This is a genomic window from Burkholderia sp. BCC1640 (assembly GCF_902833125.1).
Taxonomy (GTDB): Bacteria; Pseudomonadota; Gammaproteobacteria; order Burkholderiales; family Burkholderiaceae; genus Burkholderia; species Burkholderia diffusa.
Genome location: NZ_CADFEF010000048.1, coordinates 1 through 24,566 on the forward strand (window position 1 = coordinate 1; position 24,566 = coordinate 24,566).

The 24,566-nt window shown below is 65.4% G+C and carries 30 protein-coding genes; 12 read left to right on the forward strand and 18 right to left on the reverse strand.

Annotated features, from left to right (window positions below):
• Together HWX25_RS30860 and HWX25_RS30865 are read right to left on the reverse strand one after the other, a co-directional pair.
• Positions 1–359, reverse strand: a 359-nt coding sequence (locus tag HWX25_RS30860) for an SDR family NAD(P)-dependent oxidoreductase (RefSeq protein ID WP_175912350.1), incomplete at its 3' end; no start/stop codon positions are given.
• 52 nt (positions 360–411) lie between these two features.
• The gene (locus HWX25_RS30865; protein WP_006485181.1) at positions 412–1,152 is read right to left on the reverse strand and encodes an acetoacetate decarboxylase; all 741 of its coding nucleotides are present in this window, start codon (positions 1,150–1,152) and stop codon (positions 412–414) included.
• Positions 1,153–1,609: 457 nt separating this feature from the next.
• Between HWX25_RS30865 and HWX25_RS30870 the strand changes: the two genes are divergently transcribed.
• Positions 1,610–2,191: an undecaprenyl-diphosphatase gene (locus HWX25_RS30870; RefSeq protein ID WP_175912353.1), complete on the forward strand. Its 582-nt coding sequence runs from the start codon at positions 1,610–1,612 to the stop codon at positions 2,189–2,191.
• A 26-nt stretch (positions 2,192–2,217) separates the two neighbouring features.
• On the opposite strand, the gene HWX25_RS30875 is transcribed toward HWX25_RS30870, so the two are convergent.
• The 3 genes from HWX25_RS30875 to HWX25_RS30885 all read right to left on the reverse strand — a co-directional run bounded on the left by HWX25_RS30875 (position 2,218) and on the right by HWX25_RS30885 (position 4,131).
• On the reverse strand, positions 2,218–2,442 hold the full coding sequence (locus tag HWX25_RS30875; RefSeq protein ID WP_059533537.1) for a hypothetical protein: 225 nt from the start codon (positions 2,440–2,442) through the stop codon (positions 2,218–2,220).
• A gap of 119 nt (positions 2,443–2,561) precedes the next feature.
• The gene (locus HWX25_RS30880) at positions 2,562–3,383 is read right to left on the reverse strand and encodes a siderophore-interacting protein (RefSeq protein ID WP_175912354.1); all 822 of its coding nucleotides are present in this window, start codon (positions 3,381–3,383) and stop codon (positions 2,562–2,564) included.
• 37 nt (positions 3,384–3,420) lie between these two features.
• The gene (locus HWX25_RS30885) at positions 3,421–4,131 is read right to left on the reverse strand and encodes a PadR family transcriptional regulator (RefSeq protein WP_059818380.1); all 711 of its coding nucleotides are present in this window, start codon (positions 4,129–4,131) and stop codon (positions 3,421–3,423) included.
• Positions 4,132–4,392: 261 nt separating this feature from the next.
• Between HWX25_RS30885 and HWX25_RS30890 the strand changes: the two genes are divergently transcribed.
• The gene (locus HWX25_RS30890; RefSeq protein WP_244138818.1) at positions 4,393–4,596 is read left to right on the forward strand and encodes a DUF2875 family protein; all 204 of its coding nucleotides are present in this window, start codon (positions 4,393–4,395) and stop codon (positions 4,594–4,596) included.
• 128 nt (positions 4,597–4,724) lie between these two features.
• Here the strand turns inward: HWX25_RS30890 and HWX25_RS33625 are convergent, their stop codons facing one another.
• The 3 genes from HWX25_RS33625 to HWX25_RS30905 all read right to left on the reverse strand — a co-directional run bounded on the left by HWX25_RS33625 (position 4,725) and on the right by HWX25_RS30905 (position 6,868).
• A complete protein-coding gene (locus HWX25_RS33625) occupies positions 4,725–4,961 on the reverse strand; it encodes a GH3 auxin-responsive promoter family protein (protein ID WP_347879269.1) in 237 nt (78 codons plus the stop codon).
• 24 nt (positions 4,962–4,985) lie between these two features.
• Positions 4,986–5,933, reverse strand: a complete 948-nt coding sequence (locus HWX25_RS30900; protein ID WP_175912356.1) for an aldo/keto reductase — start codon at positions 5,931–5,933, stop codon at positions 4,986–4,988.
• A gap of 314 nt (positions 5,934–6,247) precedes the next feature.
• Positions 6,248–6,868 carry a LysE/ArgO family amino acid transporter gene (locus tag HWX25_RS30905; protein ID WP_175912358.1) on the reverse strand — a complete coding sequence of 207 codons (621 nt, stop codon included), beginning with the start codon at positions 6,866–6,868 and terminating at the stop codon, positions 6,248–6,250.
• A gap of 107 nt (positions 6,869–6,975) precedes the next feature.
• Here HWX25_RS30905 and HWX25_RS30910 point away from each other — a divergent pair, with 107 nt between their 5' ends.
• On the forward strand, positions 6,976–7,869 hold the full coding sequence (locus tag HWX25_RS30910; RefSeq protein ID WP_175912360.1) for a LysR family transcriptional regulator ArgP: 894 nt from the start codon (positions 6,976–6,978) through the stop codon (positions 7,867–7,869).
• Between the two features lie 53 nt (positions 7,870–7,922).
• On the opposite strand, the gene fnr is transcribed toward HWX25_RS30910, so the two are convergent.
• The 3 genes from fnr to HWX25_RS30925 form a co-directional block, all read right to left on the reverse strand.
• Positions 7,923–8,669: a fumarate/nitrate reduction transcriptional regulator Fnr gene (gene fnr / locus HWX25_RS30915; protein ID WP_059447453.1), complete on the reverse strand. Its 747-nt coding sequence runs from the start codon at positions 8,667–8,669 to the stop codon at positions 7,923–7,925.
• Positions 8,670–8,808: 139 nt separating this feature from the next.
• Positions 8,809–9,276, reverse strand: a complete 468-nt coding sequence (locus HWX25_RS30920) for a universal stress protein (protein ID WP_059533566.1) — start codon at positions 9,274–9,276, stop codon at positions 8,809–8,811.
• Positions 9,277–9,615: 339 nt separating this feature from the next.
• A complete protein-coding gene (locus HWX25_RS30925) occupies positions 9,616–10,026 on the reverse strand; it encodes a DUF3005 domain-containing protein (RefSeq protein WP_059692678.1) in 411 nt (136 codons plus the stop codon).
• A gap of 278 nt (positions 10,027–10,304) precedes the next feature.
• Here HWX25_RS30925 and HWX25_RS30930 point away from each other — a divergent pair, with 278 nt between their 5' ends.
• The gene (locus HWX25_RS30930) at positions 10,305–10,538 is read left to right on the forward strand and encodes a hypothetical protein (RefSeq protein ID WP_011659947.1); all 234 of its coding nucleotides are present in this window, start codon (positions 10,305–10,307) and stop codon (positions 10,536–10,538) included.
• 137 nt (positions 10,539–10,675) lie between these two features.
• Positions 10,676–11,596: a serine O-acetyltransferase EpsC gene (gene epsC / locus HWX25_RS30935; protein ID WP_059533573.1), complete on the forward strand. Its 921-nt coding sequence runs from the start codon at positions 10,676–10,678 to the stop codon at positions 11,594–11,596.
• Positions 11,597–11,706: 110 nt separating this feature from the next.
• Here the strand turns inward: epsC and HWX25_RS30940 are convergent, their stop codons facing one another.
• The 3 genes from HWX25_RS30940 to HWX25_RS30950 form a co-directional block, all read right to left on the reverse strand.
• A complete protein-coding gene (locus HWX25_RS30940) occupies positions 11,707–12,510 on the reverse strand; it encodes an SDR family oxidoreductase (RefSeq protein WP_059818325.1) in 804 nt (267 codons plus the stop codon).
• The gene (gene folE, locus HWX25_RS30945; protein ID WP_059698678.1) at positions 12,510–13,139 is read right to left on the reverse strand and encodes a GTP cyclohydrolase I FolE; all 630 of its coding nucleotides are present in this window, start codon (positions 13,137–13,139) and stop codon (positions 12,510–12,512) included. Before folE ends, HWX25_RS30940 begins: the two co-directional genes overlap by 1 nt.
• A gap of 101 nt (positions 13,140–13,240) precedes the next feature.
• Positions 13,241–14,167, reverse strand: a complete 927-nt coding sequence (locus HWX25_RS30950) for a LysR family transcriptional regulator (protein ID WP_175912361.1) — start codon at positions 14,165–14,167, stop codon at positions 13,241–13,243.
• A 116-nt stretch (positions 14,168–14,283) separates the two neighbouring features.
• On the opposite strand from HWX25_RS30950, the gene pobA reads away from it, so the two are divergent.
• The 7 genes from pobA (at position 14,284) to HWX25_RS30985 (ending at position 21,202) form a co-directional block, all read left to right on the forward strand.
• Positions 14,284–15,516, forward strand: coding sequence for a 4-hydroxybenzoate 3-monooxygenase (gene pobA, locus HWX25_RS30955; RefSeq protein WP_175912362.1), 1,233 nt, complete (start codon positions 14,284–14,286; stop codon positions 15,514–15,516).
• A 145-nt stretch (positions 15,517–15,661) separates the two neighbouring features.
• Positions 15,662–16,375, forward strand: a complete 714-nt coding sequence (locus HWX25_RS30960; protein WP_014900666.1) for a 3-oxoacid CoA-transferase subunit A — start codon at positions 15,662–15,664, stop codon at positions 16,373–16,375.
• A gap of 18 nt (positions 16,376–16,393) precedes the next feature.
• Positions 16,394–17,050 carry a CoA transferase subunit B gene (locus HWX25_RS30965; protein ID WP_012365076.1) on the forward strand — a complete coding sequence of 219 codons (657 nt, stop codon included), beginning with the start codon at positions 16,394–16,396 and terminating at the stop codon, positions 17,048–17,050.
• A gap of 88 nt (positions 17,051–17,138) precedes the next feature.
• Positions 17,139–18,512: a 3-carboxy-cis,cis-muconate cycloisomerase gene (locus HWX25_RS30970; RefSeq protein WP_175912364.1), complete on the forward strand. Its 1,374-nt coding sequence runs from the start codon at positions 17,139–17,141 to the stop codon at positions 18,510–18,512.
• A complete protein-coding gene (pcaD, locus tag HWX25_RS30975) occupies positions 18,512–19,297 on the forward strand; it encodes a 3-oxoadipate enol-lactonase (protein ID WP_059698683.1) in 786 nt (261 codons plus the stop codon). Before HWX25_RS30970 ends, pcaD begins: the two co-directional genes overlap by 1 nt.
• A gap of 10 nt (positions 19,298–19,307) precedes the next feature.
• Positions 19,308–19,694 carry a 4-carboxymuconolactone decarboxylase gene (pcaC, locus tag HWX25_RS30980; RefSeq protein ID WP_059692656.1) on the forward strand — a complete coding sequence of 129 codons (387 nt, stop codon included), beginning with the start codon at positions 19,308–19,310 and terminating at the stop codon, positions 19,692–19,694.
• A 149-nt stretch (positions 19,695–19,843) separates the two neighbouring features.
• Entirely contained in the window at positions 19,844–21,202 is a 1,359-nt protein-coding gene (locus tag HWX25_RS30985; protein WP_059692653.1) for an MFS transporter, read from the forward strand.
• Between the two features lie 123 nt (positions 21,203–21,325).
• On the opposite strand, the gene HWX25_RS30990 is transcribed toward HWX25_RS30985, so the two are convergent.
• The 4 genes from HWX25_RS30990 to HWX25_RS31000 all read right to left on the reverse strand — a co-directional run bounded on the left by HWX25_RS30990 (position 21,326) and on the right by HWX25_RS31000 (position 24,439).
• Positions 21,326–21,574, reverse strand: coding sequence for a hypothetical protein (locus HWX25_RS30990; RefSeq protein ID WP_059818331.1), 249 nt, complete (start codon positions 21,572–21,574; stop codon positions 21,326–21,328).
• A gap of 110 nt (positions 21,575–21,684) precedes the next feature.
• Positions 21,685–22,302, reverse strand: coding sequence for a LysE family translocator (locus tag HWX25_RS30995; RefSeq protein WP_059698690.1), 618 nt, complete (start codon positions 22,300–22,302; stop codon positions 21,685–21,687).
• 576 nt (positions 22,303–22,878) lie between these two features.
• Positions 22,879–23,361, reverse strand: coding sequence for a DUF6527 family protein (locus HWX25_RS33630; protein WP_081082705.1), 483 nt, complete (start codon positions 23,359–23,361; stop codon positions 22,879–22,881).
• Complete coding sequence (locus tag HWX25_RS31000; protein WP_175912366.1) at positions 23,348–24,439, reverse strand: ThiF family adenylyltransferase; 1,092 nt, start codon at positions 24,437–24,439, stop codon at positions 23,348–23,350. Before HWX25_RS31000 ends, HWX25_RS33630 begins: the two co-directional genes overlap by 14 nt.
• Positions 24,440–24,566: the final 127 nt, after the last annotated feature.

The following is a 24,566-nucleotide window of genomic DNA, read 5'->3' on the forward strand; positions in this document are numbered from 1 at the left end:
AGGAACGCGCCGTCGACGTGGATCGCCTGCATCTTCTTCCAGTCGGCGAACGAGTAGTTCTCGATCGGGTTGACGATCTGGATGCCCGCGTTCGACACGAGGATGTCGACCGAGCCGAACGTTTCAGCCACCTTGTCGATGCCGCTGTTGACCGCTTCCTCGCTGGTCACGTCCATCGCGACGCCGATCGCCTTGCCGCCTGCCTTGTTGATCTCGTCGGCAACCGCGTTTGCGCCGTCCTGGTTCAGGTCGGCGATCGCGACCGCGGCGCCTGCCTTGGCCAGCTCCAGTGCGATTTCCTTGCCGATGCCGCTTGCGGCGCCCGTGACGACTGCGGTCTTGCCATTCAGGTTGCTCATTTCGAATTTCCCGTGGTGAAAGGTTTGACAGGGAGAAAGGACTGCGGACGTGTTACTGAGCCAGGTAATCGTAGACGACTTCGCCGAGGCCGAGTGTCAAATCCGCAACGAGGTGGCGCGCTTCGACGATCTCGAGCACCGGCAGGTCGGCCACCGGCGCAAGTGCGTGCGGTGCCAGTTCGAGCGAGGCCGGGCCCGTCCACGCGCCCTTCATCTTGATGTCCTGCATGTAGTAGCGCACCAGTTCGCATACGCGTGCGGTGCCGTCGACGTGCGGGATGATCTTGAGCAGGAAGTTCGGGCCGGCGAGGCGCTTCGTCTGCTCGTCGATGTCGAGTTCCTTGTGCTTGTAGCCCATCGTGCCGGTCGCGACGCGCACCTTGCCGTAGTCGAGCGTGCCAAGGATGTGATCGGTGTTCACGTGCAGCGTGGGCGACGCGAGTTTCTTCGGGAAACCCCACAGTTCGCGGCCGCCGGCGATCGGCGGGTGATCGTCGAGATACATCGCGAGCGTATAGCCGCCGGCCTGGCCGTTGTACTCGACGGGGATCACCTGGCCGCTTTCCGTGTAGTCGCCGAAGCCGGTCGAATCGGCCATGCGAATGAATTCGTAATGGACGAGCGGCTCGGTGACCTGCAGCGGCTCGGGCACGATTTCACGCAGACGGTCCGGATCGGTGCGATACGTGATGATCAGAAACTCACGATCGACGAAACGGTACGGGCCCATCGGAAAGGCGGGGCTGGTCAACGGCATCGCAAACGCTTTCGATCGGACATCGCTGGGTTTCATGCGGACTCCTTGTTGTTGATCGCTTCGTGGATGAGTGCTCGTAAGCCCGTAATCCTATGCCTGTGCGTTGCCGTTGTGCGATGCCGCATCTGGAATTAATTGTTGCCGATTTCGAATTATTTGCAACGCAAATATTGAGGCGAACGGTGCGAACGGCATGGAGCGCAGGGGGCGGTCCGATATTCTCAGGCGTCGATGGCGCCACGATGTGAAAAAGGTGAGCCTTTACGGGATGGTTGGTGAGCTTTTGCAGGAGACGGTCGCGCAGGAATGTGACAATTGCGTGAACTTGTGTTGCAGTGCAGGCTCTAAGTGCGTTCGCGCGCGACGCACGCGCCCGGTTCTTATCCCCGGGCCGTCCGACGCATTAAGCATTGCTTAAGCGAGTGAGCACTAGCATCGTTCCAACCGACCGGCACGCCCGGTCCAATCGTTACGCCCCCACGCAACCGCATTCATGCAGAACCTCAATCTCACCCTGTTTTCCGCCGTCAATGCCGGCGCCGTGCCGCACCCCGGTGCTGCTCGCGTCGCGATCTTCGCCGCCGACTGGCTAGTCTATGCGCTGCCCGCGATGCTCCTGCTGACCTGGATCTTCGGCGAGCGCCCGACGCGCCGCCAGGCGATCGAAGCCGGCGTCGGCACGTGCGTGGCGCTGGTGCTGGCGCAGGTGATCGGGCATTTCTGGTTTTCGCCGCGGCCGTTCATGGCAGGCGTCGGCACGCAACTGATTCCGCATGCGCCGGACAGCTCGTTTCCGAGCGATCACATGACGTTCGCGTGGAGTCTCGCGGTCGGCATGATGCTCGCCGGCAGCACGCGGCTGACCGGGTTCGTGATGGCCGCGATGGCCGTCGTGATTGCATGGGGGCGTGTGTATGCGGGCGTGCACTGGCCGTTCGACATGGCTGGTGGCGTGCTGGTCGGCACGGCCGGCGCGCTGGCCGCGCATCTGTACGGACAACGCATCGTCGAGCTGCTCGAACGGATCGGCGACGTCGTGCACGCGGTGATGATGGGGCGCGAGCGCGCGCCCTGAGCGGGAGAACCAAGGGCCGGACGCCGTCAACCGGGCGTCTTGGCCGCTTCAGCCGAAGCGGACGGGCCGCCGCCCGCTTCGTGCAGTTCGGGCGTCTCGCCCGGGTGCTGTGCGGCGTCACGTTCGAGTGCGCTTTCCTTCAGGATCGCGCACATCGCAACGAACAGCGCGAGCACGACGGCCGCGAGGCCGCAATAGCCGGCGATCTTCAGGTTGCGAAGGAAAGGCGAAGCGTGGCTTTCTTTTGTCATGACCGGGCGCTCCTGGGCGGGCTGCGGCGGCTGTCGCCCGACAGCGGCGTCGCAGACATAGATATATACCAGCCACCCCGCCGATGCCAAGCCCGCTGCTGCGCGGGCACCCGTTCGCGTCAGTCTTCCAGCGTTTCGTGCACGGCCGCCGCGCCGCGCTTCCAGTATGCCGCCGCGCGGATGCGCGACTTGTCGACGCCGCGCTCGCCGGTCAGGTGCTGCCGCACCGCGCGCATCGACTGCGCTTCGCCTGCCGCCCACACGTAACCGTCGCCCGAGGACGGCAGCGGCAGCTCGCGCACCGCATTCAGCAGTACGTCGCCGTCCGCCGCGTCGGCTTCGGCGCGAAAGCGCCAGATTTCATGCACGTCGGCGCGCGTATCGAACGCGATCTGCGCTGTGCGATCCGCGACTTCCAGCACGACCGCGGCGCGCGCACCGGCCGGCAATTGCTCGAGACGCCGCGCGACCGCGGGCAGCGCCGTATCGTCGCCGATCAGCAGATGCCAGTCGAAATCGATCGGGACCACGAACGAACCGCGCGGACCGCCGATGCCGAGCCACTGGCCGACGCGTGCCTGCGCCGCCCATTGCGATGCGGGGCCCGGATGGTTCAGCACGAATTCCAGATCGAGTTCGCAGGCGGCGCGGTCGAAGCGGCGCGGCGTGAAATCGCGCGCGACCGGCTTCGGTTGGCCTTCGGGAAATTCGGGGCCATTCGCGCCGAGCGTCGGCATCGTGGGCCGGTCGGCGCCGGGCGCCGGGAAAAACACTTTCACGTGATCGTCGAACGACGACGATTCGAAATCCGCGAGGTCGGGGCCGCCTAGGGTGACGCGCAGCAGGTGCGGCGTCACTGCGTGCACGCGCACGACCTGCAGCAGGCGGAACTTGAGCATATGGCGCACGCGGGTGACGGCGCGTTCGGATGGGTTCTGCATCAAACCGTTCTCCTTGGGTTTTGACGGGCGGCGCGGATCACGCGCCGGTGCCGCCTTCGATTTCGGCCGTTGCGCGGCGCATGATCGCGGCGATGCGCCGCTGTTCGTCGGCGTCGGCGGCGCTCTTGTGGAGCAGCGCCCGCTTCAACGCGAGGCGGGCCTCGACGAACTCAGGCAGCCAGCCGGGCTGCGCTTCGTCCTGCGCTTCGCCGCCTGTCGATTCGCCGGCGAACGCGCGGCGCATGAATTCCATCTTGCGCGCGAGGTGCGTGAGGCGTGCGAACAAGGTGTCGACGCGTTCGCGCTGCGCATCGAGATGCGCGCGGCCGTCGTCGGTCAGCGCATAGCGCTTGCGGTTGCCTTCCGCCTGCGAGGCGACGAAGCCGACTTCCTCGAGATACGTGAGCGCCGGATACACCATGCCGGGGCTCGGGCTATAGAAACCGTTCGAGCGCGTGTCGAGTGCCTTGATCAGTTCGTAACCGTGGCTAGGTTGCTCGGCGACCAGCGCGAGCAGCAGCAACTGGAGATCGTCGGAGCTGAACTGGCGGCCGCGCGGCATGCCGTCGTCACCGAAATCGCCAAAGCCGCCGCGTCCGCCACGGCCACCGAACGGGCCGCCGCCGAATGGATCGTGGCCGCGCCGATGCCGGCCGATTGCTTGCCAGATGCTGGCGTACCAGCCAGGGCCGGCATGCGCACCATGACCGTCGCATCGGGCATGGCCGCGGGAGGGGTTGTGTCGCATGATTGTGTCCTGTATGTCGTAAAACATATCTAAAGATATATATCGAAAGATATAGCGTCAAGCAGCAAATAAGGGGGCGGATGAAGTGAGGGCAGATCTGTAGGTTTGCAGGAAAGGTGGGGTTTTTTGCGGTATTCAGTCCTTCCACCAGCCGCGACCGGATACACGGCAATCTGCCCTTTCGCAGCGAGGGCACTTCAATACGTTGCCGACCACGCCGAGCGGACCATCGCGATATCGCGACTCCATCGTGACTTTGCGGTGACCGTGGACGCCGTCACGGGCCAGCCTCAAAGCTCGATCCGGGTCCAGAACGCGCTGGCGCTGATGATGGGTTATGGCGATGGGAAGACGAGCGCACTGATCGACATACGGGATCCGCTGCATGCCACGATCGTCATGCTGACACCGCCGGACGCCGCGTCGCGGCAGGCGCATCCGCAGAGGTTCAACTGGGATTTTTGACGAACCGGATCAACACGTCATGGCGCACGCCCGGCCGCGACGCCGGGCACGGCGCGATGCAGATCGGAGAGCCAGACGATCAGTGCGAACTGCAATTCTTCGAGAAAGGCCCGCGCGTAGGGAATGAGCTACTGCTGCTCGCTGCTGCCACTCGTGCACTCGAAGAAACGCGGCGCTTGCGCGGTCAGGACCGGACCGAAATCCTGGAGTGCACGATCGATCCATGGGGACATGTCGGCGTAGAGGGCCGCCGGCACGCGCTCGCGAAATTGTGCCGGATCTGCGATTTCGACAAAACAGTTGGCAGTACAGAGCGCTACGCTCCAATTTGCGTCGAGCACGCGTGATAGATAAGCTGCCCGCACATCGCCCGGCGCATCAAGTGGTCTTCAGACCGCGCTCGCTGCGTCGATCTTGCGAATGTCTTCCTCGTCGAGCCGCACTCGGATCGCTTCTCCGAGCAATGCGAGCTGCCCGAGCGACGTCGCACTCGCGATCGGTGCGGTGATCGTCGGCCGCGCGATCTGCCATGCGAGCGCGATCGCGGCCGGTTGCGTGCCGTGCTTCGCCGACACGTCGTCGAGCGCCGCGAGAATGCGCAGGCCGCGCGCATCGAGATAACGGGCGACGCTATCGCCGCGCACGCTTTTCTTCAGGTCGGCTTCGCTGCGGTACTTGCCCGACAGGAAGCCGCTCGCGAGCGCGTAGTAGTTGACGACGCCCAGTTTCAGGTCGCGCACGACCGGCTCGAGATCGCGCTCGTACTCGGCGCGGTCGATCAGGTTGTATTCCGGCTGGATCACCTGGTACGCGGGCAGGCCGTTGCGCTTGCTGACGTCGGCGGCTTCGCGCAGGCGTGCGCCGCTGTAGTTCGACGCGCCGATGATGCGCACCTTGCCCGCGTCGATCAGCGTCTGGTAAGCGGAGAGCGTTTCTTCGAGCGGTGCCGTGTCGGCGAGATCGCGGTGCGAGAAATACAGGTCGATGTAGTCGGTCTGCAGGCGGCGCAGCGAATCCTCGGCAGCCTTCAGGATGTTGTCCTTCGTCAGGCCGGCGCGCGCCGCGAGCAGGCCGACCTTGGTCGCGATCACGACCTGCTCGCGCTTGCCGGAACGCTTGAGCCACTTGCCGATGATCGTTTCCGATTCGCCGCCGCTGTTGCCGGGCGCCCAGGCCGAATAGACGTCGGCCGTGTCGATGAAGTTGATGCCGGTGTCGGCGAGCGCGTCGAGCAACTCGAACGATGCGTTCTCGTCGACGGTCCAGCCGAAGACGTTGCCGCCGAAGGCGAGCGGGGAAACCTGGATGTCCGACGTGCCGAGGGTGCGTAGTGCCATGTTGGTCTCCGGAATCTGAGGGGTGACGGGATGAGACGACGGGATTGGCCGGGATGAATGCGACGGGAAGGCGAACGGGCGAAGCGCTTTAGCCGTTGTCGCGGACACCGGAACATTCTCGTCGATCGAGCGGAATCGTGCAGCGGACGGCGGATGGTCCGTCCGGCAGATGGATGATCCGCGCGGCGGCGTTCGATCCGGAACTGAATCTTGAGGCGTCCGGAGGGAGACAGGCGTATCGCACCACTCCGACGGAGCGGAACGAAAAACGGGCGGCAAAGTTGCCGCCCGCGATCGATCGGCGCCCCAATCCGTTACCGCAACTGCACGGCCGCCAGAAACAGCACCATGCTGCCGATCGCGCCATCCAGCACGCGCCACGCGACGGCCTTGCGGAACCACGGTGCAAGCAGCCGCGCGCCGTATCCGAGCCCGAGGAACCACACGACGCTGACCGCCATCGCGCCGATCGCGAACGCAAGCCGCGAGCCGTCCGGCTCGCGCGCGCCGGCCGTGCCGATCAGCAGGAACGTATCGAGATACACGTGGGGGTTGAGCCACGTGAATGCGAGCGTCATCAGCACGATCGCGACCGCGCTCTGCGGCGGCGGCGCGACGGCATCGCCGCGAACGTCGAGCGTTTCGTGTCCGGGCTTGAGCGCGCGACGCAGCGCATTGATACCGAACCACGCGAGATATGCGAGGCCGACGTACAGCACGACGTGGACGAAGGTCGGATAGCGTTCGACGAGAACCGATGCGCCGCCGACGCCCGCGCCGATCAGGATCATGTCGGACAGCGCGCACAGCAGCACGATCTTGCCGACATGCGAGCGCATGATGCCTTGCCGGAGCACGAACGCGTTCTGCGCACCGATGGTGACGATGAGCGACCCGCACAGGGCGGCGCCGTGGGAAAAAGCGATCCAGTTCATGATGGGAAAGAGGTGGAGCAGTAGACGGGTGAATCGGTTGGCGCTAGTCTGCGGTCAGCCGGAACATAAGAGAAGCTAATTCACCTAATGCCGATTAAGGAAATCTAATGCTCGACTACGCATTGCTCGACGCTCTCGCGGCGGTGATCCGGCACGGCTCGTTCGAACGGGCGGCCAGGGAGCTGAACGTCACGCCATCGGCGGTATCGCAGCGCGTGAAACTGTTGGAGGAGCGCGTCGGCAGCGTGCTCGTCAAGCGCGGGCAGCCGTGCGTCGCGACGACGTCCGGCGCGTTGCTGTGCCGGCATACGGAGCGCGTGCAGTTGCTCGAGGCCGAACTGGGTGGCCGGATGCCGGCATTGCCCGGCCAGATCGCAAGCGCATGGCCGATGTTGCGCGTGGCCGTCAACGACGACAGCGTCGCGACCTGGTTCATCGATGCGGTCGGGCCGTTCTGCACCGAGCGCGAGACCTTGCTCGACCTCGTGATCGACGACCAGGACTACACGGCCGCGCGCATTCGCGATGGCAGCGTGCAGGGCGCGGTGACCGCGCAGGCCGAGCCGATCCAGGGATGCCGTTCGACGCGGCTGGGGCGCATCCGCTATCGCGCGGTGTGTTCGCCGGCGTTTTACGACCGCTATTTCGGCGCGGGCATCACGCGCGATGCGCTACGTCGTGCGCCGTGCGTGATGTTCAATCCGAAGGACGGTTTGCAGGCGCGCTTCATCCGGCGCGTGACGCGCGCGGATCTCGATCCGCCGCAACACTGGATCCCGCACGTCGCGGGCTACCTGCGTGCATGCGAAACGGGGCTGGGATGGGGGATGTGCCCGGACCGGATGGTCGATCGCCAGCTGGCGGCGGGCGAACTGGTCGACATGTCGCCCGGGCGGACGGTTGATATCGACCTGTACTGGCAGAGCTGGCGTTTGTCGATCGGCTGGCTCGACGATTTCAGCGCGGCGCTGAAAGCGCGCGCCGCGCTGTTTCTCGACTGATTGGGGCCGGAGGGATGGACGGCGGCGGCGCGCAGGATACGCGCCGCGCGGGGTCAGACGTGGTGCAGGCCGTCGAAGTCGACGATCTGTACGAGGCGGCCGTGCATTTCGATCAGGCCGCGCTTCTGGAACTTCGACAGCGTGCGGCTGACCGTTTCGAGCGTCATGCCGAGGTAGCTGCCGATGTCTTCGCGTGTCATCCGCAGGTTGAATTCCGACGGCGAGTAGCCGCGCTTCAGGTAACGCGACGACACGTCGAGCAGGAACGCGGCGACGCGCTCTTCGGCGTTCAACGAGCCGAGCAGCATGGTTTGCGACGTTTCGCGCACGATCTGCTCGCTCATCAGCTTGTGCATGCGCAGCTGCATCGTGCCGGCTTCCGAGCACAGCGACTTGAGCGCGCTGTACGGAATCACGCAGACCGAGCTGTCTTCCAGCGCAACCGCGGTGCGCGGGTGCGTGTCGTCGCAGATGCCGTCGAGGCCGAGCGCTTCGCCCGCGAGGTGCAGGCCGGTGACCTGCTCACGTCCGTCGTGGCGCGTGGCGACGGTTTTCAGCGAACCCGAGCGCACGGCGTACAGGTTGTCGAAGGTGTCGCCTTCGCGGAACAGCGCTTCGCCGCGCTTGACCGGGCGCGCCGCGCAGATGACTGATTCGAGGCGGCTGAGCGCTTCGGGTGCGAGGCCCTGCGGCATGCACAGGTGCCGCATTGCGCACGACGAGCAGTGCGGTGCCTGGCGGGGAGCCCAGTTGCCTGCATGGGACGAGGCGGCGGGACGTGTGGCGACGGGCGTCAACATGATCGTTTACTCCGGCATTGAATCGACCGAATCATTGTCCCACCGCAAGTTGCCGCTGTCGGGTGACAAAACGTCGCGACCGCGCGCACATGTCGCGGGCGTCGGCATCGGCATGCACGCATGCCGATGCCGACGCCGCTCAGCCTTCCTGATCGTCCGTATGCGCGGCGGCCGGGATCAGCAGCACGGGCAGCGTCGCATGCCGCACGCACTGTTCGGCGATGCTGCCGAGCACGAGGCGACGGAACCCGCGGCGGCCGTGCGTGCCGAGCACGAGGAGGTCGGCGCCGAACGCTTTCGCACCGTCGAGGATCAGCGTCGACACGTCGTTGAGCGACGACGCCTCGCTCGTCACCGTCTCGCCCTTCACGCCGGCTGCCTGCATCAGCTTCTTGAACTCCGCCGCGAGCGCATTGCCTTGCGCGATGAGCTGGTCGCGCAGCACGGACGGATCGTAGCCCGGCACGTTGTAGTAGATCGCGGCGTTTTCGACGACGTAGAACGGTTGCAGTTCGGCGCCGTGCTCCTTCGCGAGCGCGAGGGCGGCATCGAACGCGTGGCGGGCCGTGTCGCTGCCGTCGATGGCAACCAGAATGCGCTTGTACATGGTGTCTCCAGGTGGCGGGTTGAACGAAAGTCGGCCGAACGGCCGAGCAGGCCGTGCGTCGCTGCGAGGCAGCGTAAACCAACGGCAGGGACTTTGCAGCGACGTGCCGGTCGCCGCGAGTGTGCATTGAATATCATCCATATCGCGACGACGTGACTTCGATCAACGCCGATGCATCGACGTCGCGAAACCCGCGTGTCGAACGCGAAGCCGGCGCCGATATCGATTCCAGCGCCGATTCGGAGGACGGCGCGCGAACGCGCACGTCGCTCCGCCGCCATCGGTCATCGGCCGCGCATCGATCCGCCAATCGAACGATCGATTCAAACGCCGCGCGCGTCACCGCGGCACCGGTGTGATTTCGATCACCCGTTCCGGTCGGCGTCCATGGCCGGGCCAGTAAGCGCTGCCGTACATCCGGTGAACCGGGCCGTACAGCGCGTCGTCCGCGTGCGACGGCGCGTCGAACCCCTTCTCGATCACCATGTAGCCGGCACGCAGCGCGAACGCCGGATGATTGCCGCCCGGCCGGCTGTCGAAGCCGGCGAAGCCGTCGCCGGCCTCGGGCATCGCGTTGACGAGCGACGCGTTGCTGTGCGTGATCTGGTCGGGCGAGAAGGCGCGGCCGCTCGCAAGACGCGCGGCCTCGCGATTCTTGCCGTCGGTGTCGACGGTGCTGTCGTGCGTGTCGTCGTTGTCGAGTTCGATGCTGCGCGGACGCGCGGCGCGGGCTGGAGCTGTCGTTTCCATCACGGCTCTCCTGGCGGCGAAGCGCTCCGGATCGAAGCAAATCCCGTTCCGGGCAAGACGGGAAAACGGCGCGCGGACGATCGCCGCGGTCGTGCCGCGCGCGCTGATTTGTCATGATTTATTTCAGCTAGAAGACCCGTTTTCTACAGAGTATGATTCATTTCCTGCGAAGCGGCGACAGGGGATGCGGTCTCGCCGCCTCTGCCCGCACCGGGGCGCCGCAGCACCCTTAAGACGGGTAGTGAACAACAAATCAAGGGACTAGAGGTGGCGGATTCATGCAAGCGACTACTGCCTTCACGCACCGCGGTTATCTGTTGAATTGCGCGCCCGCGCGCGCCAGCGACGGCTCGTTCAAACCCTACGTCGTGATCTCCCGATCGAGCGACGGGGAACTCGTCGCGAACCGTTTTTTTCCGACCGAGCTCCAGTTCAACGACGAAGGCGACGCGATCGCGCACGCGCGCGACTGGGCCGTGCGCTGGATCGACGCGAGCAGTATTACGATCTGACGCCGTCGCGCGACGGCGGCATCGGCCGTCCGGCCGATCCCCCGGCGTGCCGCTGCCGGACGAAAACGCGGTAATCTTCTGGAACCCGTCACTTTATTAGCGGCCGTGCGATCGAGCGCGGCCGCCTGCATTGGCATATGTCGACATCACCCGCCCGTCAGTGGGGCCTCGAAGAAATCGTTGCCGGCTTGCGCGAATCGCGCGAGGAACTTCATCGCACGCGACATCCGCGCGGCATCCGCGAGCTGCCGTCGCGCGACGCGATCTGCAAGATCGTCACCGGCCTGCGCGCGTCGATGTTTCCGACGCACTATGGCGCGCCGGATCTGACCGACGAAAGCGTCGACTACTACGTCGGCCACACGCTCGAAAGCACGCTGCGGATCCTGTCCGAACAGATCCGCCGCGCGCTGCCGTTCCTGCCCGAGCATGCGGACACGCCGTTCGCCGAACTCGACGAACGCGCGTTCGAGATCGCGCGCGAGTTCGGCCGGCAGTTGCCGGCGGTACGCGCGCTGCTGGTCAGCGACATCCAGGCTGCCTACGCGGGCGATCCGGCCGCGCAGCACATCACCGAGATCCTGCTGTGCTACCCCGGCGTGCTCGCGATGATGCACCACCGGCTCGCGCATGCGCTGCACCAACTCGGTGTGCCGCTGCTCGCGCGTTTCATCAATGAAATCGCGCACTCGGCCACCGGCATCGACATTCACCCGGGCGCGCAGATCGGCCCGAGCTTCTTCATCGACCACGGCACCGGCGTCGTGATCGGCGAAACCGCGATCATCGGCGAGCGCGTGCGCGTGTACCAGGCCGTCACGCTCGGCGCGAAGAGCTTCCCGGCCGATGGCGACGGCGCGCTGGTGAAGGGCAATGCGCGACATCCGATCGTCGAGGACGACGTGGTGATCTACGCGGGCGCGACGATCCTCGGCCGCGTGACGATCGGGCGCGGTTCGGTGATCGGCGGGAACGTGTGGCTCACGCACAGCGTGCCGCCCGGCACGAGCGTCGCGCAGGGCAAGGTCCGCGAAGGCGGCAGCGCCGAGAAGCCGTAACGCGGCGCGCGAACGGCGTAACGGTCGTTCGCGCAGCGCAGGTGAAGGCGTGTGCCGATACCCGCGCGCCGGTGTGCGAAGGGCGCGGCTGCCGCTGACCATGCCGTTCGTCAGTGCTTGCCGGCCGGCGAGCGATGCTTGTACAGCACGTCCTGGTCGACGCGGATCAGGTTCTGCCCCGCATCGACGACGAAATCCACGCCGTTGTACGCACTGCCCGTCAGCAGCAGGATCGCGCCCGCGACGTCGTCGGGGCCGGCGATGCGCGCGAGCGGCGTCGATGCGCGGCTCGCGTGTTCGAAGTCGGCCTGCGTCTGGTCGTCGCTCGGCAGCATCAGCCCGGGGAACACCGCGTTCACGCGCAGCACCGGTGACGACGACAGCGCGAGCATCTGCGTGAGGTTGCCGAGCGCGGCCTTCGCGACCGTGTAGCTGAAATGGTCGCGGTGGAAGTTTTCCTTGATCTTCTGGTCGACCACGTTGACGACGACGCCCTGCGTGCCGGCCGCGCGGGCTCGTTCGTAGAATGCGCGCGTGAGCAGGATCGGCGCACGGCAGTTGACGGCCCATGCCTGGTCGAACGCCGCGAGGTCGAAGCTCGGGAAATGGTCCTGCCAGAACACCGACGCGTTGTTGACCAGCACGTCGAGGCGTCCGAAGCGCGCATATACCTGGTCGATCAGCGTGGTGATCTGCCCGGCATCCGACAGGTCGGCCTGCAGCGCGACCGAATCGTGCCCGCGTTCGGCGATCGCGCGGGCCGCCGCCTGAGCGGCATCGGCGGAGCGGTCGTAATGGACCGCGGTGCGATAACCGTGCGCGGCGAAATACTCGGCGAACGCGCGCCCGGCCCGGCGCGCGGCGCCGGTCACGAGCACGACCGGCGCGTTTGCCGCTTGCTTCGTGGACTGCATTACGTATTCGTCAGGTTGACTGAAGAAGGATTCGCGACGATCGACAGGAATTCGCGCCGCGTCGACGGATCGGTGCGGAACGTGCCGAGCATGCGCGACGTGACCATCTCGACGCCCGGCTTGTGCACGCCGCGCGTCGAGATGCACTGATGCGCGGCTTCGAGGATCACGCCGACGCCCTTCGGCTGCAGCACGTCGAACAGCGTGTCGGCGATCTGCACGGTCATCTTTTCCTGAATCTGCAGGCGCTTCGCGAACGCGTCAACGAGGCGCGCGAGCTTCGAGATGCCGACGACGCGATGGTTCGGCAGATACGCGACGTGCGCGCGGCCGATGATCGGCACCATGTGGTGCTCGCAGTAGCTCTCGAAGCGGATGTCCTTCAGCACGATCATTTCGTCGTAGCCGTCGACTTCGCTGAACGTGCGCGCGAGGATGTCGCGCGGTTCCAGCGCGTAGCCGGCGAAGAACTCTTCATAGGCGCGCACGACGCGTGCCGGCGTGTCGAGCAGGCCTTCGCGGGCGGGATCGTCGCCGGCCCAGCGCAGCAGCACGCGAACGGCATCCTCGGCTTCTTCCCGGCTCGGCCGGGATGCGGCCGGCTCGGGCCGCGCGGATTTTTTACCCATCTAGTCGCTCCATCGAATGCGGCCGCCTGCGGCGGCGCGGATATCCGGGCATTGTTTCATGCTTTCGCGGGTCGTGCGTGCGGCCTGCCGCACGCCCCGCGTCACTTCGGCCATTCGTCCTGCTCGTCGTTGAACAGCGACGCGACGACGCCGCGCAGCCACGCGGTGCGCGGATCGTTGTGGAACTTGCGATGCCAGTGCTGCTTCAGGTCGAAGCGTGGTAGCGGCAACGGCGGCTCGACCGGCACGATGAACGCATGCTCGGCCGCATATGCATAGCCGATCGCATGCGGCACCGTCGCGATCAGGTCGGTGCGACTCAGGATGAACGGCAGGCTCATGAAGTGCGGCGTCTCGAGCACCGCACGGCGGTGCATGCGCTGCTTCGCGAGGTATTTCTCGAGCACCTCCTGGCTGCGCCCCTCGGCGCGCACCACCGCATGCCCGCACGCGAGGAACTGCTCGGCCGTGAACGGGCGCGCCTGTTCGAGCGGATGGCCGCGCCGCATCAGGCAGACGAACCGGTGCGTGAACAGACGCTGCTGGAAGAAGTTGTTGCCGTCGAGATCGGGGAAGTAGCCGACCGCGAGATCGATCGAGCCGGCTTCGAGGCCGCGGCTGACTTCGTCGTGCCCGAGCGAGACCGAGCGCAGGTTCGCGTGCGGCGCGCGCGTCGCGAACGCCTGCAGCAGCTTCGGCAGGAACACGATCTCGCCGACGTCCGACAGCGCGATCGAGAACGTATGCGTGCTCGCCGCCGGATCGAAGTCGTGTGGTGCGACGAGGCCGCGCTCGATCTGCGCGAGCGCATCGCGTGCGGCCGGCAGCAGCGCGAGCGCGCGCGGCGTCGGCTCCATTCCGCGCGACGTGCGCACGAACAACGGGTCGCCGAAATACTCGCGCAGGCGGCCGAGCGCGGTGCTCACGCGCGGCTGGCTGACGCCGAGCAGGTCGCCGGCGCGGCTGACGTTGCGCGTGTCGTCGAGCGCGACGAGGTAGGGAATCAGGTTCAGATCGAGCGTATCCATCGTGAGGCCGGTATCCGGGAAACGTATACAACTTATCTTCAAAATCGCGTTGCCGCATAGTCGGGAAAGCGCTCAAATGGGTTCCATTATTCGAACCAATGTTCAGGAGACGAACAATGCGCACCCAGGTCGCCATCATCGGCGCCGGTCCGTCCGGCCTTTTGCTTTCTCATCTGCTGCGCCTGCAAGGCGTCGATTCCATCCTCGTCGAAGCGCGCTCGCGCGAATATTGCGAGAACCGCATCCGCGCCGGCGTGCTGGAGCAGGGCACCGTCGACACGCTGAACGAAGCCGGCCTCGGCGAGCGGATGCGCCGCGAAGGGCTCGAACATCACGGCATCGAGCTGCTGTTCTCCGGCCAGCGCCATCGCATCGACCTGAGCGCACTCACCGGCGGGCGTGCGATCACCGTCTATAGCCAGCACGAAGTCGTGCGCGACCTGATCGCGGCCGGCGACGCGCATGGGCACCAGATGCACTTCGAAGTCAGTGATGTCGCGCTGCACGATATCGAAAGCGAGCAACCGTTCGTCACGTTCAAGCACGCGGACGGCCGCGCGGACCGCATCGACTGCGACTACATCGCCGGCTGCGACGGCTTCCACGGCATCGCGCGACAGACCATTCCCGCCGAGCGGCTGAACACGTTCGAGCGCGTCTACCCGTTCGCATGGCTCGGTATCCTCGCCGACGCTGCGCCGTCGCTCGACGAGCTCGTCTACGCGCATCACGACAACGGCTTCGCACTGTTCTCGATGCGCTCGCCGACGGTCACGCGCCTCTACCTGCAATGCAAGCCCGACGAAGACCTCGCCGAATGGTCCGACGCGCGGATCTGGGACGAACTGCACACGCGCTTCTCGAACGACACCGGCTGGACGCCGACCGAGGGCCGGATCACGCAGAAGAGCGTGACGCCGATGCGCAGCTTCGTGTCGGAGACGATGCAGCACGGCCGCCTGTTCCTTGCGGGCGACGCCGCGCACATCGTGCCGCCGACCGGCGCGAAGGGGATGAACCTCGCGGTGGCCGACGTCCGCGCGCTGTCCCGCGCGCTCGGCGCGCGCTACCGCAACGGCGACGCGACGCCGCTCGAGCGCTATTCGGCGACCTGTCTCGAACGCGTGTGGCGCGCGGAGCATTTCTCGTACTTCATGACGAACATGCTGCACTCGTCGCCGGAGGACTCGCCGTTCGTCAATCGCCTGAAGTTTGCCGAGCTGAAGTACGTGACGCGCTCGCGGGCCGCCGCGCAGTCGCTCGCCGAAAACTACGTCGGCCTGCCGTTCGACGACCAGACACCCCCCGAGGGATCCCGCCTTGACAACGCGCTGTGCACGACTCTATGATCGGCGCATCGTTCGCTAATCGAATCTAGGTTCGAATAGCGAACAAATGCCGAAGGTCGACGACGGCCTTCGACGCGGCACGCGACACGCGCGTGCCCCCTCGACAGGCCGCGCATCGTGCCGCGGGTTCGTATCAGGAAGAGACATGGTCAACAAGATTTTCGAATCGCTTCAATCGGCGGTCGCGGACGTCCACGACGGCGCGACCATCATGATCGGTGGCTTCGGCACGGCGGGCATGCCGTCCGAGCTGATCGACGCGCTGATCGAGCAGGGCGCGCGCGGCCTGACGATCGTCAACAACAACGCGGGCAACGGCGAGACGGGCCTCGCGGCGCTGCTCAAGGCGAAGCGGGTGCGCAAGATCATCTGCTCGTTCCCGCGCCAGAGCGACTCGCAGGTGTTCGACGCGCTGTACCGCGCGGGCGAGATCGAGCTGGAGCTCGTGCCGCAAGGCAACCTGGCGGAGCGGATCCGCGCGGCAGGCGCCGGCATCGGCGGCTTCTTCACGCCGACGGGCTTCGGCACGAAGCTGGCCGAAGGCAAGGAAACGCGCGTGATCGACGGCAAGTCGTATGTGTTCGAGACGCCGATCCACGCCGATTTCGCGTTGGTGAAGGCATACAAGGGCGATCGCTGGGGCAACCTCGTGTATCGCAAGACCGCGCGCAACTTCGGGCCGATCATGGCCAGCGCCGCGAAGGTCGCGATCGTGCAGGTGTCGGAAGTCGTGCCGCTCGGCGGGTTGAATCCGGAACACATCGTGACGCCGGGCATTTTCGTGCAGCGCGTCGTCGAAGTGCCGCAGGCCGCGCATGCGGCCGAGCTGGCCGCCGAACGTGCATCGCAAGCCGCCTGACAGCAGAGGAGACCCGACATGAAACGACTGACCCGCGATGAAATGGCCAAGCGCGTCGCCCAGGACATCCCCGAAGGCGCGTACGTGAACCTCGGCATCGGCGTGCCGACGCTGGTGGCGAACCACCTCGACCCGAGCAAGGAAATCTTCCTGCACAGCGAGAACGGCCTGCTCGGCATGGGCCCGGCGCCGGCGCCCGGCGAGGAAGACGACGAGCTGATCAACGCCGGCAAGCAGCACGTGACGCTGCTCACCGGCGGCGCGTATTTCCACCACTCGGATTCGTTCGCGATGATGCGCGGCGGCCACCTCGACTACTGCGTGCTCGGCGCGTTCCAGGTGTCGGCGAACGGCGACCTCGCGAACTGGCATACGGGCGCGCCCGACGCGATTCCGGCCGTCGGCGGCGCGATGGACCTCGCGATCGGCGCGAAGCAGGTGTTCGTGATGATGGAACACCTGACGAAGCAGGGCGAAAGCAAGATCGTCGCGCAGTGCTCGTATCCGGTCACCGGCGTGCAGTGCGTGAGCCGCATCTATACCGATCTCGCCGTGCTCGACGTGACGGCGGACGGCCTCGCGGTGAGCGAGATCTTCACCGACCTGTCGTTCGACGAACTGCAGAAGCTGACCGGCGTGCCGCTGATCGACGCGACGCGCAAGGCCGCGGCCTGAACGGCAAGCGTGTCGGCGCACGCGATCGCGCGCACGCCGGCACGCTTGGGTAGACAATAGGCGCACGCCGTTTCCCCAATCTGATGCCATGCTCGAAGACAGCGCCCGCCTGACCTCCCTCATTTGCGGCACCGAGCCGCTCAACCGGATCTGGTCGCCGCGCGCGACGATCCAGCGGATGCTCGACGTCGAGGCCGCGCTCGCGCGTGCGCTCGCCGCGCGGCAGGTGATTCCCGCCGCCGCGGTCGCGCCGATCGAACGCGCGTGCGACGCCGGCCGGCTCGACGCCGACGCGCTCGCGCACGGCGCGGCGCTCGGCGGCAATCTCGCGATTCCGCTCGTCAAGCAGCTCACCGCCCAAGTCAAGGCCGACGACCCCGAGGCCGCGAAGTTCGTGCACTGGGGCGCGACGAGCCAGGACATCATCGATACCGCGACCGTGCTGCAACTGCGCGACACGCTCGACGTGCTCGAGCCGCTGCTCGACGAAGCGTGCGCGTCGCTCGCGACGCTCGCGCGCACGCATCGCGCGACACCGATGATCGGCCGCACGTGGCTGCAGCAGGCGCTGCCGATCACGCTCGGCCTGAAATTCGCGCAATGGCTCGACGCGCTGCTGCGCCATCGCGCGCGCTTCGCCGAATTGCGCGAGCGCGCGCTGGTGCTGCAGTTCGGCGGCGCCGCCGGCACGCTGGCGAGCCTGCGCGAGCAGGCGGCCGGCGTGAGCGCCGCGCTCGCGGCCGACCTGAAGCTCGCGCTGCCGGCCGTGCCGTGGCATACGCAGCGCGACCGCATCGCGGAAGCCGCGTCGTGCTTCGGGATGCTGACCGGTACCCTCGGCAAGATCGCGCGCGACGTGTCGCTGCAGATGCAGACCGAAGTGGGCGAGCTTGGCGAACCGGCGGCTGCCGGCAAGGGCGGCTCGTCGACGATGCCGCACAAGCGCAACCCCGTCGGCTGCGCGGCCGTGCTGACCGCCGCGGTGCGCGCGCCGAACCTCGTCGCGACCGTGTTTGCAGGGATGGTCCAGGAGCACGAGCGCGCGCTCGGCGGCTGGCAGGCCGAATGGGATGCGCTGCCCGACCTCGCGCGCCTGACCGGCGGCGCGCTCGCGCAGATCGCGCAGATCGTCGCGGGCCTCGACGTGAACACCGAACGCCTCGCCGCGAACCTCGACCTGACGCACGGGCTGATCCTCGGCGAAGCCGTGATGCTCGCGCTCGGCGACCGGATCGGCCGCCTCGATGCGCATCATGTCGTCGAGCATGCGTCGAAGGAAGCCGTGCGCACCGGCGCGACGCTGTTCGACGTGCTCGCCGCCGTTCCGACCGTATCTGCCCATTTGTCGCGCGACGCGCTCGCGCGGCTGCTCGATCCCGCACATTATGTCGGCGAGGCGCAGGCCTACGTCGACGCCGTGCTCGCGCTGCACGCGGGCACGACACAACCAGGAGAACACTGATGCCTTTCGCCACTGTCAACGGCGTGAAACTGCATTATCGGATCGACCGTGCCGCGCGCGACGACGCGCCGTGGCTCGTCTTCTCGAACTCGCTCGGCGCCGACCTGCAGATGTGGGCACCGCAGATTCGCCCGCTCACGCAGCACTTCAACATCCTGCGCTACGACACGCGCGGCCATGGCCATTCCGAAGCACCGGCCGGCTCGTACACGATCGACCAGCTCGCAGGCGACGTGATCGGCCTGCTCGACCACGTCGGCATCGATCGCGCGTGCTTCTGCGGGATTTCGATGGGTGGCCTGACCGGCGCGGCGCTCGCCGCGCGCTTCCCGTCGCGCATCGTGCGCGCCGTGCTGTCGAACACCGCCGCGAAGATCGGCTCGCCCGAAGTGTGGGCGCCGCGCGCGCAAAAGGCACGTGCGGAAGGGATGGCCGCACTGGCCGACGCCGTGCTGCCGCGCTGGTTCACCGACGCGTTCGTCGATCGCGAGCCGCGCCTGTTCGACGCGATCCGCGACACGTTCGTGCATACCGACAAGGACGGTTACGCGGCGAACTGCGACGCGCTGAACGCGGCCGACCTGCGCGAGGAAGTGAAGGGCATCGCGCTGCCGGTGCTCGTCGTGACCGGCGCGAAGGACATGTCGACGCCGCCCGACCAGGGTCGTGCGCTGGCCGCCGCGATTCCCGGAGCGCGTCACGTCGAATTCGACGCCGCGCATATTTCGAACATCGAGTGCACCGACGGCTTCAACCGCGCGCTGCTCGACTTCCTGACCGCGTGAGGCACCGACGATGGACGACCAGCAACGTTACGAAGCGGGGATGAAGGTGCGGCGCGCGGTGCTCGGCGACGCGCACGTCGACCGCTCGATCCAGAACCGCACCGAAGTGACCGACGAATTCCAGAACCTGATCACGCGCTATGCGTGGGGCGAGATCTGGACGCGCGACGGGCTGCCGCGCCATACGCGCAGCCTGCTGACCATCGCGATGATGGTCGCGCTGAACCGCGGCGAGGAACTCGCGCTGCATCTGCGCGCCGCGCGCAACAACGGCGTGACGCGCGACGAGATCAAGGAAGTGCTGCTGCAGACCGCGATCTACTGCGGCGTGCCGGCCGCGAATTCCGCGTTCCATCTCGCGGACAAGATCTTCAAGGAACAGGATGCGGCTGAATAACACGGCCGGCTCGCGCCGGACGTGACCCGATCGCGACGCCTGCCGCTGCCGGCAGGTGTCGACGACGCATGACGCGCCGGCGGCGAATCGGCGCGCAAACAAGGAAAGACGCGGCCATCAGGCCGCGTTGTTTACATAGGAGACTCGCGATGAATCGCGCACCCGTGGTCGATGTCCAGACCTTCATCAACGAGCAGCCGTTCGGCGGCTTTCAATGGCTCGTATTCCTGATGTGTTTCGTGATCGTGCTGCTCGACGGCTTCGATACGGCCGCGATCGGCTTCATCGCGCCGTCGCTGCTCGGCGAATGGAACCTCACCAAACCCGATCTCGCACCCGTGCTGAGCGCCGCGCTGTTCGGCCTTGCATGCGGCGCGCTCGTGTCGGGCCCGCTGTCCGATCGCCTCGGGCGCCGTTCGTTGCTGCTCGGCTCGGTGTTCCTGTTCGGCGCCGCGTGTTTCGCGTCCGCATTCTCGACGACCATCGGGCACCTGACGGTGCTGCGCTTCGTCACCGGCGTCGGCCTCGGTGCGGCGATGCCGAACGCGGTCACGATGATGGGCGAGTTCTGCCCGGACAAACGCCGCGCGACCGTGATCAACCTGATGTTCTGCGGCTTCCCGCTGGGCGCCGCGTTTGGCGGCTTTCTCGCCGCGTGGATGATCCCGCATTTCGGTTGGCGCAGCGTGCTGATGCTCGGCGGCGTGACGCCGCTGCTGCTCGGCGTGCTGTTGCTGCTGAAGATGCCCGAATCGGTGCGTTTCATGGTTGCGCAAGGCCAGAGCATCGACCGGATCCGCGCGACGCTTTCGCGGATCTCGCGCGATGCGCTGAACGCTGGCTCGTTCGCGATGACCGAATCCGCGCCGCAGACGGGCAGCAAGGGGATCGGCGTCGTGCTGTCGCGCTCGTACGTCGTCGGTTCGGTGATGCTGTGGCTCGCGTACTTCATGGGCCTCGTGATCTTCTACGCGTCGATCAACTGGATGCCGATTCTGCTGAAGGATGCCGGCCTCACGCCGAAGAGCGCGACGCTGATTTCCGCGCTGTTCCCGCTCGGCGGCGTCGGCGCTGTGCTGTGCGGCGTGTTGATGGACCGTTTCAACGCGAATCGCGTGATCGCCGTGTGCTACGCGCTGACCGCGATCAGCGTGTATGCGATCGGGCAGGCGGCCGGGAACGTCGGGCTGCTCGTGCTGGTCGTGTTCATCGCCGGCGTGCTGATGAACACCGCGCAATCGTCGATGCCGGCGCTTGCCGCCGCGTTCTATCCGACCGAAGGGCGCGGCACGGGCGTGGCGTGGATGCTCGGTGTCGGCCGCTTCGGCGGGATCGCCGGGTCGTTCCTCGTCGCCGAACTGACGCGCCGGCACTTCTCGTTCGCGGGCGTGTTCGCGACGATCGCGGTCGCGGGCCTGCTTGCGTGCCTTGCGTTGCTGATCAAGCAGAGGGCGCGGCCGCACGGCGTCGCGCAGCCGGGCGGCAAGATCGAGTCGCTCGGGCATTGAGCGGGATCGGGGCCGGGGCGATGCGCCGGCCTTTCGCTTGTTGCGATAGGTCGTGAGCCGGCCGACACGCAACGATGGACCGGGCCGCTTTGGCGGCCCGTCGACTTTACGGCCGTCGCGCCGCTACTCTTCCGCGTCGTGTTCCTTGACGAAGTTGCGCAGATACGCACGCAGCGCGGCCTCCTGGCTGCGATGATCGGCATGGTTCGCGGCGCCCATCTCTTCCTCGTCGCCGAACAGCGTGGGCGGCGCGCAGTACGTGCCCACTTCGATGTTTTCGCGCAGCACCCGGATCTCGTGCGTGAGCGGGTGGTACTCGGCGATCCAGTGCATGCCCTCGATGTGCTCGCCGGCTTTCAGCATTGGCTTCATCGGCAATCTCCATGCAGAGCAGCGGTGCAGCCGGCGAAGCGGCTGCACGCGCCCTTACCAAAAGGGTACGCCTGCATGGCGTGAAGCTCAACGGGGGCGCTTGTGAGCGCTTACTGCGGGAGCAGATGCGCGACGAGCGGATACAGCGACAGGATCAGCAGCACGGCCATCGTCACGTTGAAGATGCGCAGCGCGCGGCGGTTCGACAGGAAGCGGCGCAGGCCCTGGCCGAACGCGGCCCACAGGCTGATGCACGGAAAGCCGATCAGGATGAACACGACGGCCATCCACGCGGCGTTCATCCCGTAGTCGGCGGACAGGCGGATCGTCGTCGCGGCGGTCAACACCATCATCCATGCCTTCGGATTGACCCACTGGAACGCGGCGGCTTCGAGGAACGTCATCGGCCGCGGCTTGGCGCCCTGCGCCTTCACTTCGCCCGATGTGCCGATGCGCCATGCGAGGTACAGCAGGTACGCGACGCTCGCGATCTCTAGGACGGTATACAGGACCGGCACGCGCCGGAACGCCTCGCCGAGACCGAAGCCGACGCACAGCATCAGGATCGCGACGCCGATGCTGATGCCGAACAGGTGCGGCATCGTGCGACGGAAACCGAAATTGACGCCGGAGGCGAGCAGCATCGTGTTGTTCGGGCCGGGTGTGATCGACGTGACGAGCGCGAACAGCATGCCGGCGGGCAATGCGCTGACGGTGAGGAAGTCCATCGCGGATTCTCCATTCGGGTTCGGGACTGGGATGGAGCCAGTGTAGCGACGGTTTTCTGTACAGTACCGGTACAGTTTGATGGATGGATGCCGGTACGGGAATAGAGAAGTTGCAGATCAGAACGAAATCGCTGTTGTCTCTCAAAAAAGATGTCCGCAGTCTCAATAAGTTGTCTTTGAATAAAAGACGACAAATCGGCGGATGTCAGACCAATTTATGTCAGCCCGAGCGGATGCGAGGTCAATCTTTGCAATCAAAGGACTTTTGCACAATTTTCGATCGATAGCATCGTATCATTGACGCCTCATTTGACAGTGAGCGCAGCAGTTTCGCCCCCCGACGTGTGTGCAAGGTCGCGGGGCTGCCTTCACTTCAGGTTGCCGGTGCAGTGGGGTGAAATTTTGTGGCGAGAGACGGCACACGATCTTGGGAGTTCGATCTTTCTCGACACGAGATAGCGGGTACTAATGCGGCGCCTTGTGTTGCATCGATCGCTCATGGTTCGCCATCAACTTCCATGGCGCATGAACGACCGATGCAGCGTCTTCGTCAGGGAGCGCCGCTAAGGCGCGCTCTTAGCCCAACAGCCAGCGAGTGATATTGGCGATAACGCGCCGGATGCCTGATCGCTCTGCCGGACTTGCCGGTACCGCTTGAATTGCAGGTGCTGCATCCATGGGGGCACGCGCGGCATCCCTGGACGAGCCAGCATCGTGGCCATAATGCAAAGCTTTTGCTGCTTTGTCTCGTCGCACCTCAGCGTCGACCATCTGACGTGTCCACGGGCCTGCCTCTCGGACGACATTTCGACTAATCACGTAATGTGATTGGCATGGCAGGTTCCAGTTGCCGACGGACGGTGAAAGTGAAATGCCTACGCCGTCGAAAGTGAGTTTCCAATCGGTCGGCGTCAACGGAGTAACGACCTCTTCGCCGCAACCACAGCAGCACCGGTGCAGTACAGTTCCGTACTCCATTGAGACGTATAGGACACCCTCATCGAGCTCCGACGGGACCTCGGTCACAAACTTGGGTTCGAGTCGCTTATGGCGCAGCATCGGCCTCTCCGTTCGCAAGACAGTTCCCGTCGACGGTATATAGACTGTTGAACTCACCCTCGAGATCGCGGTAGAACGCCAGATACCGCTTCCAGCGAATTACTGCCAGCGCGGCGTTTAAAGCGTTGAGATCGGCAACTTGGATGTTGGACCCGTAGAGATTCTCGCCGCTCCGCTCTTCGAAGGAAATTTTCGACTGCGCATATTGCCGCTCTTGGGGCGTACTTAGTGTCACGCGCAAGATTCCCCCCAAGGTGCCGTCGGTGAGGTCCAAGCCCATGCCAACGTCGATGAACGGCACCCCCATGAGCTCCAGTCGCTCAACGATGATCCGTTTGGACTGACCTGCATCCATGCAAAGAAATGCGAACGTGATCCCGTCGAGCAGCTGGGCCGACGTTTCGTCGATGGCAACCGCATGCGCGGTTATGCCGCGATGCATGTTGCTATAGATGTTCCGAAAATAATCAACCTTCTTCGGTACTTCGCGCAACTGGTCGATGGTCGGCGCCCCGGGTGCCCGGAAGGCGTTGTGTTGCAAAAATTCGTCGCCATCGATCAGTCGAATTTCCCGGACCGGCGTCTTCGCAATCTGATCGAGGATGTATGACCCTGTTCCACCGACGCCAACAATCGCGATCTTCTCCTTCGACAGGCGTTCGGTAAGTTTCTCGATACCGGCGCGTCCTGAGGCGTTTTCGAGATAGTTGAAGATACTCTCTTCGTCCGGCAACGCATGCCAGACTTTTCGGGCACTCACTGTATTGTCTACTGCCGAGGCATGACTCGAAATGATGTTCGCGTACGTCGTCATCTTTTGGTAGTAGTCCGTATATCCTCTCTCGTCAGGCTTGGTTGAGAGATAGTGTGCCATTACTGCATGCCGATCCGCGGGAACTTGGTTTCCGGCTGCAATGTTACTCAAGGGCTTGCCATTTGTATCGCAAGGAAACTCCCCTTCGAAGTGCACCGTATGTGGTTCTGGCTTCTGAGTCATATCCCCCGACAACAGCAATGTCGAGGTGATCTTGCCCGTCTTGATCTCGCCCCTGGCGTTGAGATAGGGCACCTCGTACATGACTAGGGAAACACTGATTTATCCGGCTCTGTGGTCATCGCTGACGCAGCCGAGGACGTTGTAGAAGATAGTTCACGGAACGGGTCCACGACGATGAAACGGCAAATGAGCTTTGCGGAAGCGGAAA

Coding starts and splice junctions, on each gene's coding strand:
- pcaC (WP_059692656.1), top strand. CDS start 19,308: ATGGACGACCAGCAACGTTACGAAGCGGGGATGAAGGTGCGGCGCGCG.
- HWX25_RS30900 (WP_175912356.1), bottom strand. CDS start 5,933: ATGGCACTACGCACCCTCGGCACGTCGGACATCCAGGTTTCCCCGCTC.
- HWX25_RS30865 (WP_006485181.1), bottom strand. CDS start 1,152: ATGAAACCCAGCGATGTCCGATCGAAAGCGTTTGCGATGCCGTTGACC.
- HWX25_RS30870 (WP_175912353.1), top strand. CDS start 1,610: ATGCAGAACCTCAATCTCACCCTGTTTTCCGCCGTCAATGCCGGCGCC.
- pcaD (WP_059698683.1), top strand. CDS start 18,512: ATGCCTTTCGCCACTGTCAACGGCGTGAAACTGCATTATCGGATCGAC.
- HWX25_RS30885 (WP_059818380.1), bottom strand. CDS start 4,131: ATGCGACACAACCCCTCCCGCGGCCATGCCCGATGCGACGGTCATGGT.
- HWX25_RS30995 (WP_059698690.1), bottom strand. CDS start 22,302: ATGGACTTCCTCACCGTCAGCGCATTGCCCGCCGGCATGCTGTTCGCG.
- epsC (WP_059533573.1), top strand. CDS start 10,676: ATGTCGACATCACCCGCCCGTCAGTGGGGCCTCGAAGAAATCGTTGCC.
- HWX25_RS30930 (WP_011659947.1), top strand. CDS start 10,305: ATGCAAGCGACTACTGCCTTCACGCACCGCGGTTATCTGTTGAATTGC.
- HWX25_RS30960 (WP_014900666.1), top strand. CDS start 15,662: ATGGTCAACAAGATTTTCGAATCGCTTCAATCGGCGGTCGCGGACGTC.
- folE (WP_059698678.1), bottom strand. CDS start 13,139: ATGGGTAAAAAATCCGCGCGGCCCGAGCCGGCCGCATCCCGGCCGAGC.
- pobA (WP_175912362.1), top strand. CDS start 14,284: ATGCGCACCCAGGTCGCCATCATCGGCGCCGGTCCGTCCGGCCTTTTG.
- HWX25_RS30910 (WP_175912360.1), top strand. CDS start 6,976: ATGCTCGACTACGCATTGCTCGACGCTCTCGCGGCGGTGATCCGGCAC.
- HWX25_RS30880 (WP_175912354.1), bottom strand. CDS start 3,383: ATGCAGAACCCATCCGAACGCGCCGTCACCCGCGTGCGCCATATGCTC.
- HWX25_RS33630 (WP_081082705.1), bottom strand. CDS start 23,361: ATGCTGCGCCATAAGCGACTCGAACCCAAGTTTGTGACCGAGGTCCCG.
- HWX25_RS30925 (WP_059692678.1), bottom strand. CDS start 10,026: ATGGAAACGACAGCTCCAGCCCGCGCCGCGCGTCCGCGCAGCATCGAA.
- HWX25_RS30970 (WP_175912364.1), top strand. CDS start 17,139: ATGCTCGAAGACAGCGCCCGCCTGACCTCCCTCATTTGCGGCACCGAG.
- HWX25_RS30990 (WP_059818331.1), bottom strand. CDS start 21,574: ATGAAGCCAATGCTGAAAGCCGGCGAGCACATCGAGGGCATGCACTGG.
- HWX25_RS30920 (WP_059533566.1), bottom strand. CDS start 9,276: ATGTACAAGCGCATTCTGGTTGCCATCGACGGCAGCGACACGGCCCGC.
- HWX25_RS30950 (WP_175912361.1), bottom strand. CDS start 14,167: ATGGATACGCTCGATCTGAACCTGATTCCCTACCTCGTCGCGCTCGAC.
- HWX25_RS30965 (WP_012365076.1), top strand. CDS start 16,394: ATGAAACGACTGACCCGCGATGAAATGGCCAAGCGCGTCGCCCAGGAC.
- HWX25_RS30875 (WP_059533537.1), bottom strand. CDS start 2,442: ATGACAAAAGAAAGCCACGCTTCGCCTTTCCTTCGCAACCTGAAGATC.
- HWX25_RS30985 (WP_059692653.1), top strand. CDS start 19,844: ATGAATCGCGCACCCGTGGTCGATGTCCAGACCTTCATCAACGAGCAG.
- HWX25_RS30940 (WP_059818325.1), bottom strand. CDS start 12,510: ATGCAGTCCACGAAGCAAGCGGCAAACGCGCCGGTCGTGCTCGTGACC.
- HWX25_RS31000 (WP_175912366.1), bottom strand. CDS start 24,439: ATGTACGAGGTGCCCTATCTCAACGCCAGGGGCGAGATCAAGACGGGC.
- fnr (WP_059447453.1), bottom strand. CDS start 8,669: ATGTTGACGCCCGTCGCCACACGTCCCGCCGCCTCGTCCCATGCAGGC.
- HWX25_RS30905 (WP_175912358.1), bottom strand. CDS start 6,868: ATGAACTGGATCGCTTTTTCCCACGGCGCCGCCCTGTGCGGGTCGCTC.